Consider the following 14522-nt stretch of genomic DNA (forward strand, 5'->3'; position numbering starts at 1 on the left):
GCTCTATTTCTTTTGGCGATAGGCCGTGTCTGTTATGTTAATTTCTGCCAGGCTGTTTATATTCGGATCAAATACTATATCGTTAATGGGTAGCTGCACTTTAAAAGTGGTAAGCCTGCCTTTTAAATTAACGGTAAAGGCCTGTTTGTTTACCACATATTCTAAGGGCATGTCATATAAAAACGCCTGCTGCTGCTCAACCTTAACCACTATTTTTCCTTTCTCGGTTGATGTATCAAAAGACACTTTCAGTACCGGATGCCCTGCCATTTTCAACCATTGCTTAAAAAACACGCTAAGATCTTTCCTACTGACCAGTTCCATTACCTTGCGGAAATCGTCCGTATTGGCATTGCTGCCGTTGTATTTTGTAAAATATTGGCGAATGCCTTTCCAGAAAACATCATCGCCCAGCTTGCGACGCAGCATGTGGAGCACCCAACTGCTTTTTTCGTAACTGTTGGCGTTAAGCAGTGGCATGTAGTTCTCTTTTACCGACGAATCTACAACCGGGGTTAACCGGCTTTTTTCAAACGAGATGACCTTGGTACGGTCGGCAATAAGGCGCTTTTTTAATGTGTCGACACCGTATTTATTTTCCAGGTAGTAGTGGGTTAAATACGTAGCGAAGCCCTCGCTTAGCCATAGGTTATAAAAGTTTTTCTCGCTGGCAGCGTCGCCAAACCACTGGTGGGCAATTTCGTGCGCCATTAATGATTCTATCCCCTTATCACCTGGCGAATTCTCAAAATAGAAAATCGCCCCGGCGTTTTCCATGCCGCCAAATATGGTTTTTGATTGCACATTAGCCAGCTTTTTGTAAGCAAATGGACCAATTCTATTGATAAAAAATGACAGGATCTCCTTGGCGTAAGCATAGCTTTTAAATCCCCTGACAGAATCCTGCGGAAAAAGGTAACTGTAAACGGGTATACCACTTACATCCGCAACATGCTGAATAGCAAAATCCGCCGCACCTATTACCATAATTTTGGTGGAAAGCTGCGCCGTTTCGCGCCAGTGCGTTTGTTTTTTGTTTTGAGGGAGAGTGGTTTCGCTTACCTTCAAGCCATTGGCAATAACATTATAATGGGCCGGCGCCAATACCACAAAATCAACCGATGCCTTGTCTGCCGGGTGATCCACACTAACCAGCCAGTTATGCGCCCTGTTTGGCCAGTTATCGCCAAAAAAAGTACGCTTACCATATTTATTGGTAGATATGATTAACCCATCAGCAGGAACACCGCTGTAGGTAATACTGTAAGTATGTGTGCTGCCTGCTGCGCTTGTTGAATTGATAGTGAGCTTATCCGCGCTTTGGGTAAAGCTTAAAGCTTTTCCGTTTTCTGTTACCGAGCTTACCAGCATGCCCTTGCCGGTGTTGTTCTTTCTTACCAGATCGAGGTTAAAAGAGGTGGCGTTTTTTGTGAACTTAAGCGTTACATCTGCCTTGCAGTTGATGTTATTATCGTTGTCGTTAAGGTTGATGTTGAAGGTGTAGTGTTGCACATCAATGGCAGAGCCGGGGACTTGGGCAGATGCTGTGTTGTAAATAATTATTAATAATAAAACGAGATTTAAGGTGCTTTTTCCCATTTAATTTACGCCGAGTTATTGAAACATCAAGATACAAACTTTCCCGAATGCCTTGCCTTTATGGCAAAAGTAATTTGTTATATTTGTTATTATGACGATCGAAATAAAAGATCCGGTAACAAAAGAAAAAGTGCAGCAGGCTGTTGAGCAGCTTTCAAAAGAAGGCAATAAAAAAACGCTTAGAAAACATTTTGGGAAATTAAAACGGGGTTTAGACGGGTTAGGATACCAAAAACAGGTAAGGGATGAGTGGGCTTAGATTTGTTGCTGATACTAATTTTTTAATAGCTGTTCATGAGGGGCACGATAAAGTAGAGCCTTTTTTAGTACTGTTATAATTTCCGTAATTTCTGAAGTGGAGTTGCTTGGATGGCACTCGATTTCGTCGTCAGAAAAAGATGAACTACGGGCGTTACTTGATGACTGCATTCTTTTTGATCTTACAACGGAAGTTCGTAAGATTGCGATAGAGCTCAGACAAAGTATAAAAATTAAAACGCCCGATGCTATAATCGCAGCAACATCAAAATACCTTCAAATACCATTAATTACTTCTGATAAAGGTTTCAAAACTATACCAGACCTGGAACTTATAATTATCTGATAATTACATCTTCGGCATCCTTTTCATCATGCTGGCCATAGCAGCAGGATTGCTCATTTGCTTCATAACCTTGCGCATATCTTCAAATTGCTTTATCAGGCGGTTAACCTCTTCAAGCTTGGTTCCAGAACCGTTTGCTATGCGGTTACGGCGGCTTTGGTTAATGGTATCGGGGTTAGCTTTTTCTTGCGGGGTCATTGATTGAATGATGGCCTCTACGTTTTTAAAGGCATCATCGCCAATCTCCACATCCTTCATCATTTTGCCTACGCCGGGTATCATGCCCATCAGATCTTTCATGTTACCCATTTTTTTGATCTGCTGTATCTGGCTGTAAAAATCGTTAAAGTCAAATTTGTTTTTGCGGATCTTCTTCTGTAGTTCGGCAGCTTCCTTCTCGTCAAATTGCTGCTGTGCGCGTTCTACTAACGATACAACGTCGCCCATGCCCAAAATACGCGAAGCCATCCTGTCCGGGTGGAAAACGTCAATCGCATCCATCTTCTCGCCGGTACCAATAAACTTAATGGGTTTATTTACAACCGATTTAATCGACAGGGCAGCTCCTCCGCGGGTATCGCCATCTAATTTGGTAAGTACAACGCCGGTAAAATCAAGTCTGTCGTTAAATACCTTAGCGGTATTCACAGCATCCTGACCGGTCATGGAGTCAACCACAAACAGTATTTCCTGCGGGTTTACAGCGGCTTTAACCTGTTCTATCTCCACCATCAGCGCCTCGTCTATAGACAAACGACCGGCGGTATCTATAATCACTACATTATAACCATGCTGTTTAGCGTAAGCAACGCCCTCTTTAGCTATCGCGATGGGGTCTTTGCTATCGCGATTGGCATAAACTGCTGCGCCTATCTGTCCGGCTAAAACTTCAAGCTGGTCAATAGCTGCGGGGCGATAAATATCATCGGCCACCAAAAGCGGCTTCTTGTTTTTTTGCGTTTTTAAATAGTTGGCCAGTTTACCGGTAAAGGTTGTTTTACCTGCACCGTTCAGTCCCGCAATTAAAATAACCGTTGGCGATGCTTTCAGGTCAAGCTCGGCGGTGGTCCCACCCATTAGCCCGGCCAGCTCATCGTTCATTATTTTGGTGAGCAACTGCCCCGGCGAAATAGCGGTAAGTACGTTATTGCCCAAGGCTTTTTGCTTTACATCGTCTGTAAAGGCTTTGGCTGTTTTATAGTTTACGTCGGCATCCAGAAGGGCTTTGCGTATCTCCTTCATGGTCTCGGCCACGTTTATTTCTGTAATAGTTCCCTGGCCTTTAAGTACCTTAAAGGCTCTGTCCAGCTTATCCGAAAGATTTTCAAACATTGTTATGCTTTAAATTTTATTCGGCAAATTTATTATTTTGACCGGTAATTAAAGCGTACTATCTTTTTTTGCGCATATATTAAATAATAAAGGGCCTCTTCGGCCCTTTACATAAATTGTTGTTCACTACCTTTTTGGTGGCGTGGTGTTGCCACTTGAACCGGCTCCGCTTGTACCAGTGCTATTTGAACCCGAACCGTTGCCATTAGTACTTGAGCCAGATCCATTAGAGCCGCTGCCATTGGTACTTGAACCATTGCCGTTTGAACCGCTACCGCTATTCATTGAGCCATTACCGCTTGAATTGCTGCCGCTGTTGTTCGATCCGCTGCCGGTTGAGCTGCTGCCAGGGCGTGTTCCGTTATTGTTTGATCCGCTACCGGATTGAGAACCACTGGTGGGAGTAGACTGGCCGTTATTTATGGTACCGTTTCGCCGGTTATCTCGCGCTCCATTTGTGGTGGACCCGTTACCTGAGCTGTTTGATCCGGATCTTCTCTGTTCCGTAGTGGTACCTGTTCTGCTACCACGAGTAGTTGTGGTATCGCTTCTTCTGCTTTGTGCCGACGCCGTAGACAAGGCTAATGCACAAATTGCTGTTGCCGTTAAAATTCCTATCTTTTTCATAACTAGATTTTTCAATGAATGGTGCAAGTTTCATTCCACGAGAAAAAAATTTAACACAAAAGAAAAAATCAGGTATTTGTCCTGCGGATTTTACGGAAAGCGGTAAATTATACCCAGCGCCATGCCCTCTGTACCCTGCACTTGTTCAGATGTGGTTTTATCATACAAAAAGGTGCCATTGATGGTAAGGCTCATCAATTTATTGATCTTGGCTGTTAAAAGCGCATCAACACGATGAGTTATAAAATCTATTCTTTTTTCGTAGGGGATAAATAACGCATACCTGGCATTAAGGTGAACGTTTGTAAAAATATCTTTATCCAGCTGTGAAACTATCTGAAAAGCCAAGTCGTTTTTAAAGGTTTTACCAATAGGCACACCATAATTGGCGGGGTTATTACGATAAATGGTAGTATCTAAAACAAATGTTTGCCGCGCGGTACCGGTACCAAAACGCATGGAGAACCATTTTGTGGGCTTAAACTCAAAACCTATTGATTCGGTAAAATACCCAGGGGCCATAAAATTAGACAGCAGTAAAGGCTTGGCCAATACCTGCCCTGCGGAGTTGGTGTATTGGTATCCCCTGTCAAACTGCGACTCGAAGCTTAGCGCCCCAAAAAAGAACCAATGCTCTGATAGTTTAGTGGCTATTTTATTGTCTATAAAAATACGGTCGTTTGTTTTGCGCGAACCCTGCCCCTTGTTTTTTGAGATGCCGTATAAAAAATTGATGTCGGCCGTGTAGTTAAATGGGTCCTTTTTATATTCTGTACGATATATAAAGTTGGAGTTAAGCGCTATTGCACTTACGCCACCCGCGCTGTAATTGCTTGTAAATGCCGATTGACTGAAATTTACACCTACGGTTATTGACTTGCGCCAATAATTAAGTTCGTAATCGGGCATATTAACAGGGATAAATACGGGCCTTATCTGCGGGAGCCGTGTTCTTACCGGAATTGCATTACGGCGTGGCAATACACGGTAGCGGTTTAACAGGGCTGTATCAATTATGCTGCTATCGCTCCTGGCAGGAGCTGGATTTTGCGCAGAAGCAGCCGTAAATAACAGCATGCATCCACAAAAAATTAAGTGGAATAGTTTTCCTGGCATCACGCACAAATAAAGGTTTTTTTTTGCGTTTTACCTACCTTAAAGGCAAATAGGATTTTGCTTTTACTGGATAGGCGTAAGCGGCGGCACTTCAAATGCCAATGGATTGCGTTGATATCGTTTTAAATTGGCTCGTATGGATGCTATCAGCTCATACTCGCTGGCAGAGGTAATAAAATAATACCCGGGCCGGTATTTTCGCATAAAATCATCCAATTGCGTGCCCCGCAAATTAGTTATGCGGCCAACAAACGCTTTATTGAAGCGGAAATCAATGGTGTTTTGTTTGAAATCAACCTCCAAAACCTCGCGCAGGTGTTTAGCATTGCGCCCTTCGCGGCTAAACATATTGTAAAGTGCGTCAATACTTAAACCTACGCTGCCGCCACTAAAACTCAGCAGATCCTTGTTGGCCAAAGAACCATAGGCCTTGCTGTACTGCGACCGGTTTTTTGACATAATTGATTTGGGCGACAACGATTGGTCGTAAATGTTAACTTCCTTAAGGGTTATACCTGTACGGTTTAAATAGACCACCTTTGCCAAATCGTTTGATACGCGCACGGTGTCATTAAAATAATCTGTCTTGCTAAAAACCAACAGGTCGCCGGGTTCAGACTCAACTTTAAATACGCCGTTCAGGCTATTATACATGTTTTTGCCGGTGCGCAAATTGGTAATACTAACTACGGCAATACGATCTTTTGTAACTGCATCAAAAACCAGCCCCTCGGTAAACTTTTGTTGGGCAAAGCTTTCCAGGTATGCGATACTAAATACAATAAGCAATAACAGCCATCTCATTACAAAGCCAAAGCTAAACGTTTGTTTAGTTTTGATTACACATTTTAACAATAATTAACAGGGATCTATTTAACAACAACCAGTTTTTGACCCAGTTTTATGTTATTATCGGGCATATTATTCAAGGCCTTCAGTTCATCCACACTAAAGCCAAAACGTTTTGAAATGTTATATAGTGTATCGCCGGCTACAACGGTATGTAACTTTTCGGTAGGAGTATTTTGAATAAGCGAATCTTTATTTTCTATGCCGATGTTCTTATTTATGTCGGCCAAAACCCTGTCCTCGCGTTTTATCTTTTGTATCTCGCCCTCGGGTTTATCATATTGGTCAAGATGGTAGCGCTCAATAACCCCTATAAGCAGCTCAGGGTATTTAGGGTTGGTGGCGTAGCCTGCCTGTTTAAGGCCGTTGGCCCAGCCCCGGTAATCGTTCTTATCCAGCTCAAAAAGGGGGGCGTAACGCTTGCGCTTTAAAAACTCCGAGTGGTCGCGGTAGGAGTCTTCGGGGTTGTTGTAAACCCTGAAGCAATCGTTGTCGCGGTCATCGTTCTTATAGTAACTTTTTCCGCTCCAGTCTGTAGTACATTTAATTCCGAAATGATTGTTGGCAATTTTGGCCAGATCGCTGTTGCCATTGCCCGATTCAAAAAGCCCCTGCGCAAGCGTGATACTTGCCGGTATGCCATACAGATCCATCTCTTTAACGGCTATCTTTTTAAATCTCTCTATGTATGATGTTACGGTGAAGGGCACATAGTTACCAATGGCCTCTTTATTAGCGCGCTCAATAGCATTATTGTTTTTGCGGGCCTGGTTATTAGAAATAACACTTTTATGCGCCGCACAAGCGGCTAAAAAACTTACTGATAATAAAAAAATGGAATGATGAACAACGCGCCGTTTAAATACCATTGCGGCTAATAATATTATTTTTTCTCGGTTGTTGTGCCAGCTTCGTTTTGCGCCAGTTGCTGGGGTGCCGCTGCTGTTTTTGCAGATTCTTTGTCAAGCGCGTTAAGCTCATACTTTCTGATGATAGCTAAAACTTGTGCACTCCATTTTTTACTGCTGGCGTAGCCACTGCGCTGTATACCTTTAACCCATTTCTCATACTGGGTTTCGGTAAGCTCAGCTGATATGGCTCCCCGATCGCGGCGCTGTGTGATAACACGGGCAAAATCGGTGAATGATTCTAAGATAGAATCGTATTTTTTGTAGGATGAGCGTACTTTCTTGTTGTTTTTGTAGTAAACGGAGCCTCCGTTGCCCTTAAAACCAAACTGATTGTTTAGATTTTTAGCTACAGAACTGTTTCCGTTTCCAGACTCGTGCATAGCAATGCCTAAAATTATGCTTGCCGGGATGCCTGTTTCGCGCATAATGCTTATGGCATTATCTTTGAATTGTTCAATATAAGATTGTGAGGTGTTTTTTTGTGCTTGCGCGGTTGCTGCAAAACTACAGATGACCAATGTGGCAATCAGTAAGGTTTTCTTCATAATTTACTTTTTTTGGATGACCAGCAGCCCATCACGCACCGGGAGTATCAGTTTTTCAACTCTCGGGTCGGCGGCTATCTGATCATTTAGTTGGCGAAAGCTTTGGGTATCAGCGTCATTTTCAACGCCATAAACCTTCCCCTTCCACAACACATTATCAATTATTATTAGTCCTCCAGATCTGACTTTGTCAAATATTAATTCAAAGTAAAGAAAATTATTCTTTTTATCCGCATCAATAAACACTAAATCGTAAACTTTCTCGTCAATTATGCTTATAACCTGCGCTGCGGGGCCAAAATGGAGCTTAATTTTTTTACCAACATCTGTTAGCGAAAAATGTTTGTTAAGCATTTCCTCCATTTCCAAATTGGCCTCAATGGTGTGGATCACGCCGTCTTCTGTTAAGCCTTCTGCCAGACAAATGGTGGCATAGCCTGTAAATGTGCCGATCTCCAAAATTCTGCGCGGCCGTATCATTTTGCTCATCATACTCAGCACCCGGCCCTGGTAGTGCCCGGTAAGCATGTTTGGCTTTAACACTTTTAAATGCGTTTCCCGATTGATATATTTCAATACCTCGGGCTCCGGCTCACAGTGCATATCCAGGTATTCTTGCAAGTCGTAGGGCAATATTTCAAGTTTGTTATTCATGGTTGAGATCTTTAAGCCATAACCGATACCATTGTCAATAGCACTCCAGCCAGCCGTTTATCGCCACTAAGTTGAACACGCTTAACGGCTTCCTGCTGATTCACCCCTTTTGTAAACAATTTCCATGCGGTATCGGGGTCAAGCGTAACGGTGGCAGACGGCGTTGCAGAAGCTTCTTTATTCAAATGCCAGCCCTCGCCATCGCTTATTAAAAACCACTCACCTCCGGCTTGGGTAGTAATGGTTACTTTAATGGTTGTACCTGCGGGTGATGTGGTGTTGCGATAAGTATGGGGCAGCCCACACATAAAAGTATCAATACAAGGGTAAAAAAGTTCGCGGTCCATTATGCCCTCTTTTCCTACGGCATCGCGTATTTGTTGCTGATGGTGCCACTTTTCGGTGTACTCGCGCGCTACATGGAACCACATTGCTGAATGTTCTTCTCCTGCCCACGCTACTGAAAATGGAGCTTCATCACGAGGATCAAGTGATGCCATATAATCGCTATGTTGTTTGCCCGTATCATCAAGCATTCCGATCAGTGTTTGCGGGTCAACCCTTTTCATGGCGGCAACCCATTCGGCATTTAAATGATTTAAATAATCAACCAGGTCGCGGTAGGAATTGATCGCACGGTCGGGCTTTAAGTTGTAGTTTCTGCGGAAAGCTATTGTGCGGTAATTAACATCAAGCAGGTGCGCTGCAATATCTTTAACTGTCCACTTACCGGCTATTGTTGGCTTTTGCCAGTCCTTGTCAGATAGCGAACGGAGTAATTCAATCAGCTTACTATGCAATATTGGGAAAAGGTGCCTTGTCTCAATCATTATACAAAAATAAGATTTAACGATACTGCTGCATCCAGCTTTGCAACAGAATAACAGCCGAAACGGTATCTACCAGTTCTTTATTCTGCCTGGCCTTTTTACCCATGCCGCTCTGTGCAATTACTGCCGATGCCATTTTTGAGGTAAAACGCTCATCCAACATTTCTATAGGAATTTGAGGGAATGTTTTTTTAAGCAGAGTAACAAAGCCTTTTACGTGCTGCGCAGATTGCGACGGCGTGTTGTCCATTTGCTTAGGCTCACCCACAATAAAACGCTCCACTTGTTCAGTTTGCAGATATTTATGCAGGTATTCAATTATTTTAAGGGGGTGGATGTTATCCAACCCGGTTGCTATTATCTGCAACGGATCTGTAACCGCAATGCCAATTCGCTTTGTACCGTAATCAAAGGCCATTATTCTCATGGCTTAGATATGAGATGTTAGATATGAGATATGAGACTTCACCATATTGCAAAGATACAGTAATTACAATAAAGGATGGCTCAGAGCCCCGTGAGCTCGCGTGAGCCACCCACTCTCTTTTGTCAAAAAACAGCGTAATCTAACATCTCATATCTAACATCTCACATCTAATTACTATTTTGCACAATGCAGTTTAAACAAATAGTAGGGCAGGCGGCAATTAAGCAGCGTTTGGTTACTTCGGTAAAAGAGAACCGGGTGAGCCACGCGCAATTGTTTTTAGGGCCGGAAGGCTCTGGAAGCCTGGCGCTTGCTGTTGCTTACGCGCAGTATTTGAGTTGTTTAGATAAGCAGGAAGATGATTCGTGTGGGGAGTGTTCATCATGCCGCAAGTATCAAAAACTAATGCATCCCGACCTGCATTTTTCGTACCCGTTCTTTGCCAAGCACAAGGACGATGCCTCGGTAACCTTTATTGAGCAATGGCGCGAGGCTTTTTTAGCCAACCCGTATTTAGGGTTAGATAACTGGCGCGGTTACCTGGATGCAGAAAACAAACAGGCCAATATTAACATAGCCGAGTGCCATCAGATCATAAAAAAGCTAAGCCTTAAGCCGTTCGAGTCTGACTATAAGGTGCTTATTTTATGGTTACCCGAGTATTTGGATAAAGAAGGTAACGCGCTGTTAAAAATTATTGAAGAGCCGCAGCCCAATACTTTGTTTTTATTGGTGGCCCAAAACCAGGATCAGATCCTGAACACCATCCTGTCGCGTACGCAGCTAATCAAGATCCCACCTGTTGGCTATGATGAAATAAAGCAGCATTTGATAAATGATCATCACCAAACAGAAAATGCCGCCGCCGAAATAGCTTACCTATGTAATGGCAGCCTGAACGAAGCGTTGTTTATGCTGCAGCAGGGCAGCAAAAGTTATCATCCGCTTTTTGTGCAATGGTTAAGGCTTTGCTTTGGCAACAAAGGCATTGAGCTGGTTGGCTTTGTTGATCAGCTTTCAAAAATGGGGCGGGAGAACCAAAAGAACTTTATACGCTATGGCGTAAGTTTTATAAGGGAGTGCGGCTTGCTTTTAGCGGGCGCCGGCGAGTTGGTCCGTCTGCCTGCGGCCGAGTTAGAAACGGCGCAGAAAATGGCGGCGATTCTTAATTTTTCGTCCATTGCCGCTATAACCGGCGAGCTGGAAAAGGCCCATTATCATGTGGAAAGAAATGCTAACCCAAAAATTATGTTTTTAGATGTATCTTTACAAATTGTTGGATTTTTAAAATTAAAACCTACCCCGCAGGGGGATCAATATATATCAAAGTAATATGGGATGTGGAAGTTGCTCAACCGGAGGCGGATGTACGCCGGCGGGTTGCAAAAGTAATGGGTCATGCCTTACTAATGGATGCAGTAAATTAGATGTTTACGATTGGCTGTCGCATATGGATATGCCTGTTAATTATAAACCTTTTTCTATTATAGAAGTAAAGTTTAAAGGCTCGCGTAAGGAGTTTTTTCAAAATACTGATAATATATACCTTGAAAACGGCGACCTGGTTGTTGTTGAAGCAGCTACCGGCGGCTACGATATTGGCCACGTATCTATAACCGGCGAACTTGTGCGTATGCAGATGGTTAAGCGCCGGGTTAAGGAAGAGGATGTATTAAAGAAGATCTATCGTCGCGCTACGCCAACAGATGTAGATAAGTGGAAAGCCGCTAAAGACCTGGAGTGGGAAACCATGCACAGCGCACGTAAACTGGCACTTACCCTTAACCTGAGCATGAAGCTGAGCGATGTGGATTATCAGGCCGATAAAACAAAGGCTACTTTCTACTATACCGCTGAAGGTCGTGTTGACTTTAGGGAGCTGATTAAAAAGATGGCCGAAACTTTCCGCATCCGAATAGAGATGCGGCAGATAGGCATGCGGCAGGAAGCCAGCCGCTTAGGAGGCATAGGATCGTGCGGGCGCGAATTATGCTGCTCTACCTGGTTAACCGATTTTAAAACAGTTTCGACCTCGGCTGCACGCTATCAAAATCTATCGTTAAATACCTTAAAGCTTGCCGGGCAGTGCGGTAAATTAAAATGCTGCCTTAACTATGAGCTGGATACTTACATGGATGCGCTAAAGCACATCCCCGATAACGTAAACATCCTGAAAACGGTTAAAGGCGATGCCCGTCTGCAAAAAACCGACATCTTTAAAAAGCTGATGTGGTTTAGCTATCTGCGCGAAGAATCGTGGATCCCGCTTAGCCTTACCCGTGTTAAAGAGATCCAGCAAATGAATCGCGACGGCGTTTTGCCTGACGATTTGGGTGTTATTTCTGAAATAGAAACACCGGCACCAAAGGTGTTAGATTACGAGAATGTTGTTGGACAAGACAGCTTAACCCGCCTTGACGAGCGCAATCGCAAAAAGAAAAACAACAATCGCAATAAAAATAAGAACAAGCCCAACCCTAACACAGGTACCGGCAACGGGCAGCCATCGGCAGTTTCTGCCAACCAGGGGGTAGCAAAGGAGGCGCGCCCACAGCAAGGGCCAAGGCCTAATCAGGCACCGCGCCCGGAGCAGGGACCCAGGCCGGAACAAGGACCGCGCCCGGAAGGTAGCGGCAACCCTAACAGGAACCGTAATAAACACAGGCGCAATAATAATCGCCCTAATAATAACAACAATAACAAAGGAGAACAGCCAAGTTAATTGCAATGAAACACGCGCGCCTGCTTAATTATCTGTCGGTTTGTTTTTTGATTTTTGCTTTTTACGGCTGCTCTGATGAGGGGGCGGTTATAGACAATAACACGGCGCTGCCCAACAAAATATGGGCCTACAATAACAGAATTAGCAACAGTTTTAAAATTGACGACGCTAACGCGCTTTACAATCTTTACGTTAACTTGCGGGTAACAGGCGATTATAAATACGCTAATATGTTTGTTTTAATTACCGACCCGGTAAAGAAGAACGCCGTGGCCCGGTATGAATTAAAGCTTGCACAGCCTGATGGGCAATGGCTGGGTAAAGGGTCGGGCAATCTTTACAGCTTTAGAATACCTTTTAAATTAAAATATAAGTTCCGGGCAGCGGGTTCTTACCAAATCAGCATAGAACAAAACATGCGCGACAACCCTCTGCACGAGGTAAGCGATGTGGGCCTGAGGGTGGAAAAGGCTAAGTAGCACAGCGTTATTGCCCGCTCATTGTGTTTTTAAAATCTTCAAAATCAGTAAAAGTATACTGCTCATCATCCTCTGATGAACGGGCCGAATTAAAAGCAAATTCTTCTAACTTTTCTATCAGACCAGTAAGCATGGTAGCTATATTCTCAATATCATCTGCCACATTTCCATCAGTCGCACCGTCATAAGAGGCCGCGATTTTTTCCTTTAACACATTCAATGCTTCTGTTATTATTTCTTTAGTATCGGTGTGTTCCATCTGTTGTAATTATATCTGCAAAGGTATGGATTTACTTGTTGAGCGAATAATTGCCCGGTATACAATCAATATCTTTTAATCTGCACATCCCCTTATTTGCACATCCGCACATTTTCCCTACCTTCGTTTTGCTAATATTTTTATCAAAATGGATCTGGTTGTACTAATTGTTTCGCTTGTTTTGTTGGTTGTTGCGGTGGTTTTGTTTTTAAAGCGACCAAAAGCAATTTCAAGTATCTCTGATGAAGAAATAGCGCGCATTAAGGCTGAAACCGACCAGCTTAAAATTTCCCTGGCAATAGCTGAGCAAAAAGCCTTGGGGGTAATTGCAGAAAAAGAAAGCATCACCCTGCTTTTAAAAGAAGAGAAAGACCGCTTGCTCGACGAGTTATTAACTGTTCGCAACAGTCTTGATCAGGCCAATCAATCATTGGAAAGCGCACGCTCTTACTATAAATCTCAACAAGAAAAAATTCAGGAACAAAAGGCCGAAGTGGAACAGATCCGTAACAACTTTCAAAAAGAGTTTGAAAACGTGGCCGAGAAGCTGCTGAAAGAAAAATCAAAAGAGTTTATTGACGTTAACCGCACCAACCTTGATATTATTCTTAATCCGCTAAAGGAAAATCTGAAGGCTTTTGAGGATAAAGTGGATAAAGTATATAATATGGAGGCTGCGGAGCGCAACACCATGAAGGGCGTTATAACCCAATTAATGGAGCTTAACAAACAAATTAGCGACGAAGCCAGCAACCTTACCAAAGCCCTTAAAGGCGATAATAAAAAGCAGGGCAATTGGGGCGAGGTGATCCTGGAAAAAGTATTAGAACGCTCGGGCCTGGTGAAGGATCAGGAATACCGCCTGCAAGCCAGTATAACGGGCCTTGACGGCAGCCGCCTGCAGCCCGACGCCATAATTGACCTGCCGGATAATAAGCACCTTATAATCGACTCTAAGGTGTCCCTGATAGCTTATGAGCGTTTGGTAAATTGCGAGACCGAAGATGATAGAAAACTGTTCTCAAAGGCGCATGTGGAGTCTATACGCGGTCATGTGCATAACCTGTCCACCAAAAACTACCATGACTTGTACCAAATCAATTCGCCGGACTTTGTTTTGCTTTTTGTGCCGATAGAGTCTTCGTTCAGCTTCGCGGTTCAGCTGGATTCTGAGCTGTTTAGCGATGCCTGGGATAAACGGGTGGTCATTGTTAGTCCCTCTACCTTATTGGCCACCTTGCGCACCATTGCCAGTATGTGGAAACAGGAGCGCCAGAATAAGAATGTTCTTGAAATTGCCCGCCTGAGCGGCAGCATGTATGATAAGTTTGTAGGCTTTGTTACCGATATGGAAAGTATCGGAAAGAACATTAAGCAAAGCCAAAGCGCTTATGACAGCGCCCTTAACAAATTAACTGATGGCGCAGGTAACCTAACCCGCACGGCAGAAAAAATTAGAAGCCTGGGTGCTAAAGCCAATAAGCAAATTGATCAGAAATATATAGGTGATAGCGACGAAACGGAAGTTCCCTAACCTTCTAAAGTTTCCCCTTTAGGGTGTTAGGGGG

General features: G+C 43.6%; 17 protein-coding genes. 6 read left to right on the plus strand and 11 right to left on the minus strand.

The annotated features are described in order from the left end of the window. Positions 1-3 precede the first annotated feature (3 nt). Positions 4-1599 carry a M1 family metallopeptidase gene (locus ACVW2L_RS17960; RefSeq protein WP_457129332.1) on the minus strand — a complete coding sequence of 532 codons (1596 nt, stop codon included), beginning with the start codon at positions 1597-1599 and terminating at the stop codon, positions 4-6. Positions 1600-1690: 91 nt separating this feature from the next. Between ACVW2L_RS17960 and ACVW2L_RS17965 the strand changes: the two genes are divergently transcribed. Together ACVW2L_RS17965 and ACVW2L_RS17970 are read left to right on the plus strand one after the other, a co-directional pair. Further along, positions 1691-1858 (plus strand): hypothetical protein, encoded by a 168-nt coding sequence (locus tag ACVW2L_RS17965; RefSeq protein ID WP_457129333.1) that lies wholly within the window; start codon positions 1691-1693, stop codon positions 1856-1858. A 78-nt stretch (positions 1859-1936) separates the two neighbouring features. Next, entirely contained in the window at positions 1937-2203 is a 267-nt protein-coding gene (locus tag ACVW2L_RS17970; RefSeq protein ID WP_457130213.1) for a PIN domain-containing protein, read from the plus strand. Between the two features lie 3 nt (positions 2204-2206). Here the strand turns inward: ACVW2L_RS17970 and ffh are convergent, their stop codons facing one another. The 9 genes from ffh to ruvX all read right to left on the minus strand — a co-directional run bounded on the left by ffh (position 2207) and on the right by ruvX (position 9494). After that, a complete protein-coding gene (gene ffh, locus ACVW2L_RS17975) occupies positions 2207-3535 on the minus strand; it encodes a signal recognition particle protein (RefSeq protein ID WP_457129334.1) in 1329 nt (442 codons plus the stop codon). Positions 3536-3661: 126 nt separating this feature from the next. Then, positions 3662-4162, minus strand: a complete 501-nt coding sequence (locus ACVW2L_RS17980) for a hypothetical protein (protein WP_457129335.1) — start codon at positions 4160-4162, stop codon at positions 3662-3664. A 90-nt stretch (positions 4163-4252) separates the two neighbouring features. Further along, on the minus strand, positions 4253-5239 hold the full coding sequence (locus tag ACVW2L_RS17985; protein ID WP_457129336.1) for a DUF3078 domain-containing protein: 987 nt from the start codon (positions 5237-5239) through the stop codon (positions 4253-4255). 102 nt (positions 5240-5341) lie between these two features. Further along, a complete protein-coding gene (locus ACVW2L_RS17990) occupies positions 5342-6082 on the minus strand; it encodes a hypothetical protein (protein WP_457129337.1) in 741 nt (246 codons plus the stop codon). Positions 6083-6147: 65 nt separating this feature from the next. Beyond that, a complete protein-coding gene (locus ACVW2L_RS17995; protein WP_457129338.1) occupies positions 6148-6996 on the minus strand; it encodes a glucosaminidase domain-containing protein in 849 nt (282 codons plus the stop codon). A 14-nt stretch (positions 6997-7010) separates the two neighbouring features. Continuing rightward, positions 7011-7583, minus strand: coding sequence for a glucosaminidase domain-containing protein (locus tag ACVW2L_RS18000; RefSeq protein ID WP_457129339.1), 573 nt, complete (start codon positions 7581-7583; stop codon positions 7011-7013). A 3-nt stretch (positions 7584-7586) separates the two neighbouring features. Continuing rightward, entirely contained in the window at positions 7587-8237 is a 651-nt protein-coding gene (locus ACVW2L_RS18005) for an O-methyltransferase (protein ID WP_457129340.1), read from the minus strand. 11 nt (positions 8238-8248) lie between these two features. Beyond that, entirely contained in the window at positions 8249-9067 is an 819-nt protein-coding gene (locus ACVW2L_RS18010; RefSeq protein ID WP_457129341.1) for a maleylpyruvate isomerase family mycothiol-dependent enzyme, read from the minus strand. Between the two features lie 16 nt (positions 9068-9083). After that, entirely contained in the window at positions 9084-9494 is a 411-nt protein-coding gene (ruvX, locus tag ACVW2L_RS18015) for a Holliday junction resolvase RuvX (protein ID WP_457129342.1), read from the minus strand. A gap of 186 nt (positions 9495-9680) precedes the next feature. Here ruvX and ACVW2L_RS18020 point away from each other — a divergent pair, with 186 nt between their 5' ends. The 3 genes from ACVW2L_RS18020 to ACVW2L_RS18030 are packed head-to-tail and all read left to right on the plus strand — an operon-like array spanning position 9681 to position 12695. Then, positions 9681-10826, plus strand: coding sequence for a DNA polymerase III subunit (locus ACVW2L_RS18020; RefSeq protein WP_457129343.1), 1146 nt, complete (start codon positions 9681-9683; stop codon positions 10824-10826). 1 nt (position 10827) lies between these two features. Beyond that, a complete protein-coding gene (locus ACVW2L_RS18025) occupies positions 10828-12216 on the plus strand; it encodes a PSP1 domain-containing protein (protein WP_457129344.1) in 1389 nt (462 codons plus the stop codon). 5 nt (positions 12217-12221) lie between these two features. Next, entirely contained in the window at positions 12222-12695 is a 474-nt protein-coding gene (locus ACVW2L_RS18030; RefSeq protein WP_457129345.1) for a gliding motility lipoprotein GldH, read from the plus strand. Positions 12696-12702: 7 nt separating this feature from the next. Here the strand turns inward: ACVW2L_RS18030 and ACVW2L_RS18035 are convergent, their stop codons facing one another. Then, a complete protein-coding gene (locus ACVW2L_RS18035; RefSeq protein WP_457129346.1) occupies positions 12703-12954 on the minus strand; it encodes a hypothetical protein in 252 nt (83 codons plus the stop codon). A 148-nt stretch (positions 12955-13102) separates the two neighbouring features. Between ACVW2L_RS18035 and rmuC the strand changes: the two genes are divergently transcribed. Beyond that, on the plus strand, positions 13103-14488 hold the full coding sequence (rmuC, locus tag ACVW2L_RS18040; protein WP_457129347.1) for a DNA recombination protein RmuC: 1386 nt from the start codon (positions 13103-13105) through the stop codon (positions 14486-14488). Positions 14489-14522: the final 34 nt, after the last annotated feature.

The sequence above is a fragment of the Mucilaginibacter sp. HD30 genome (genome assembly GCF_054061755.1).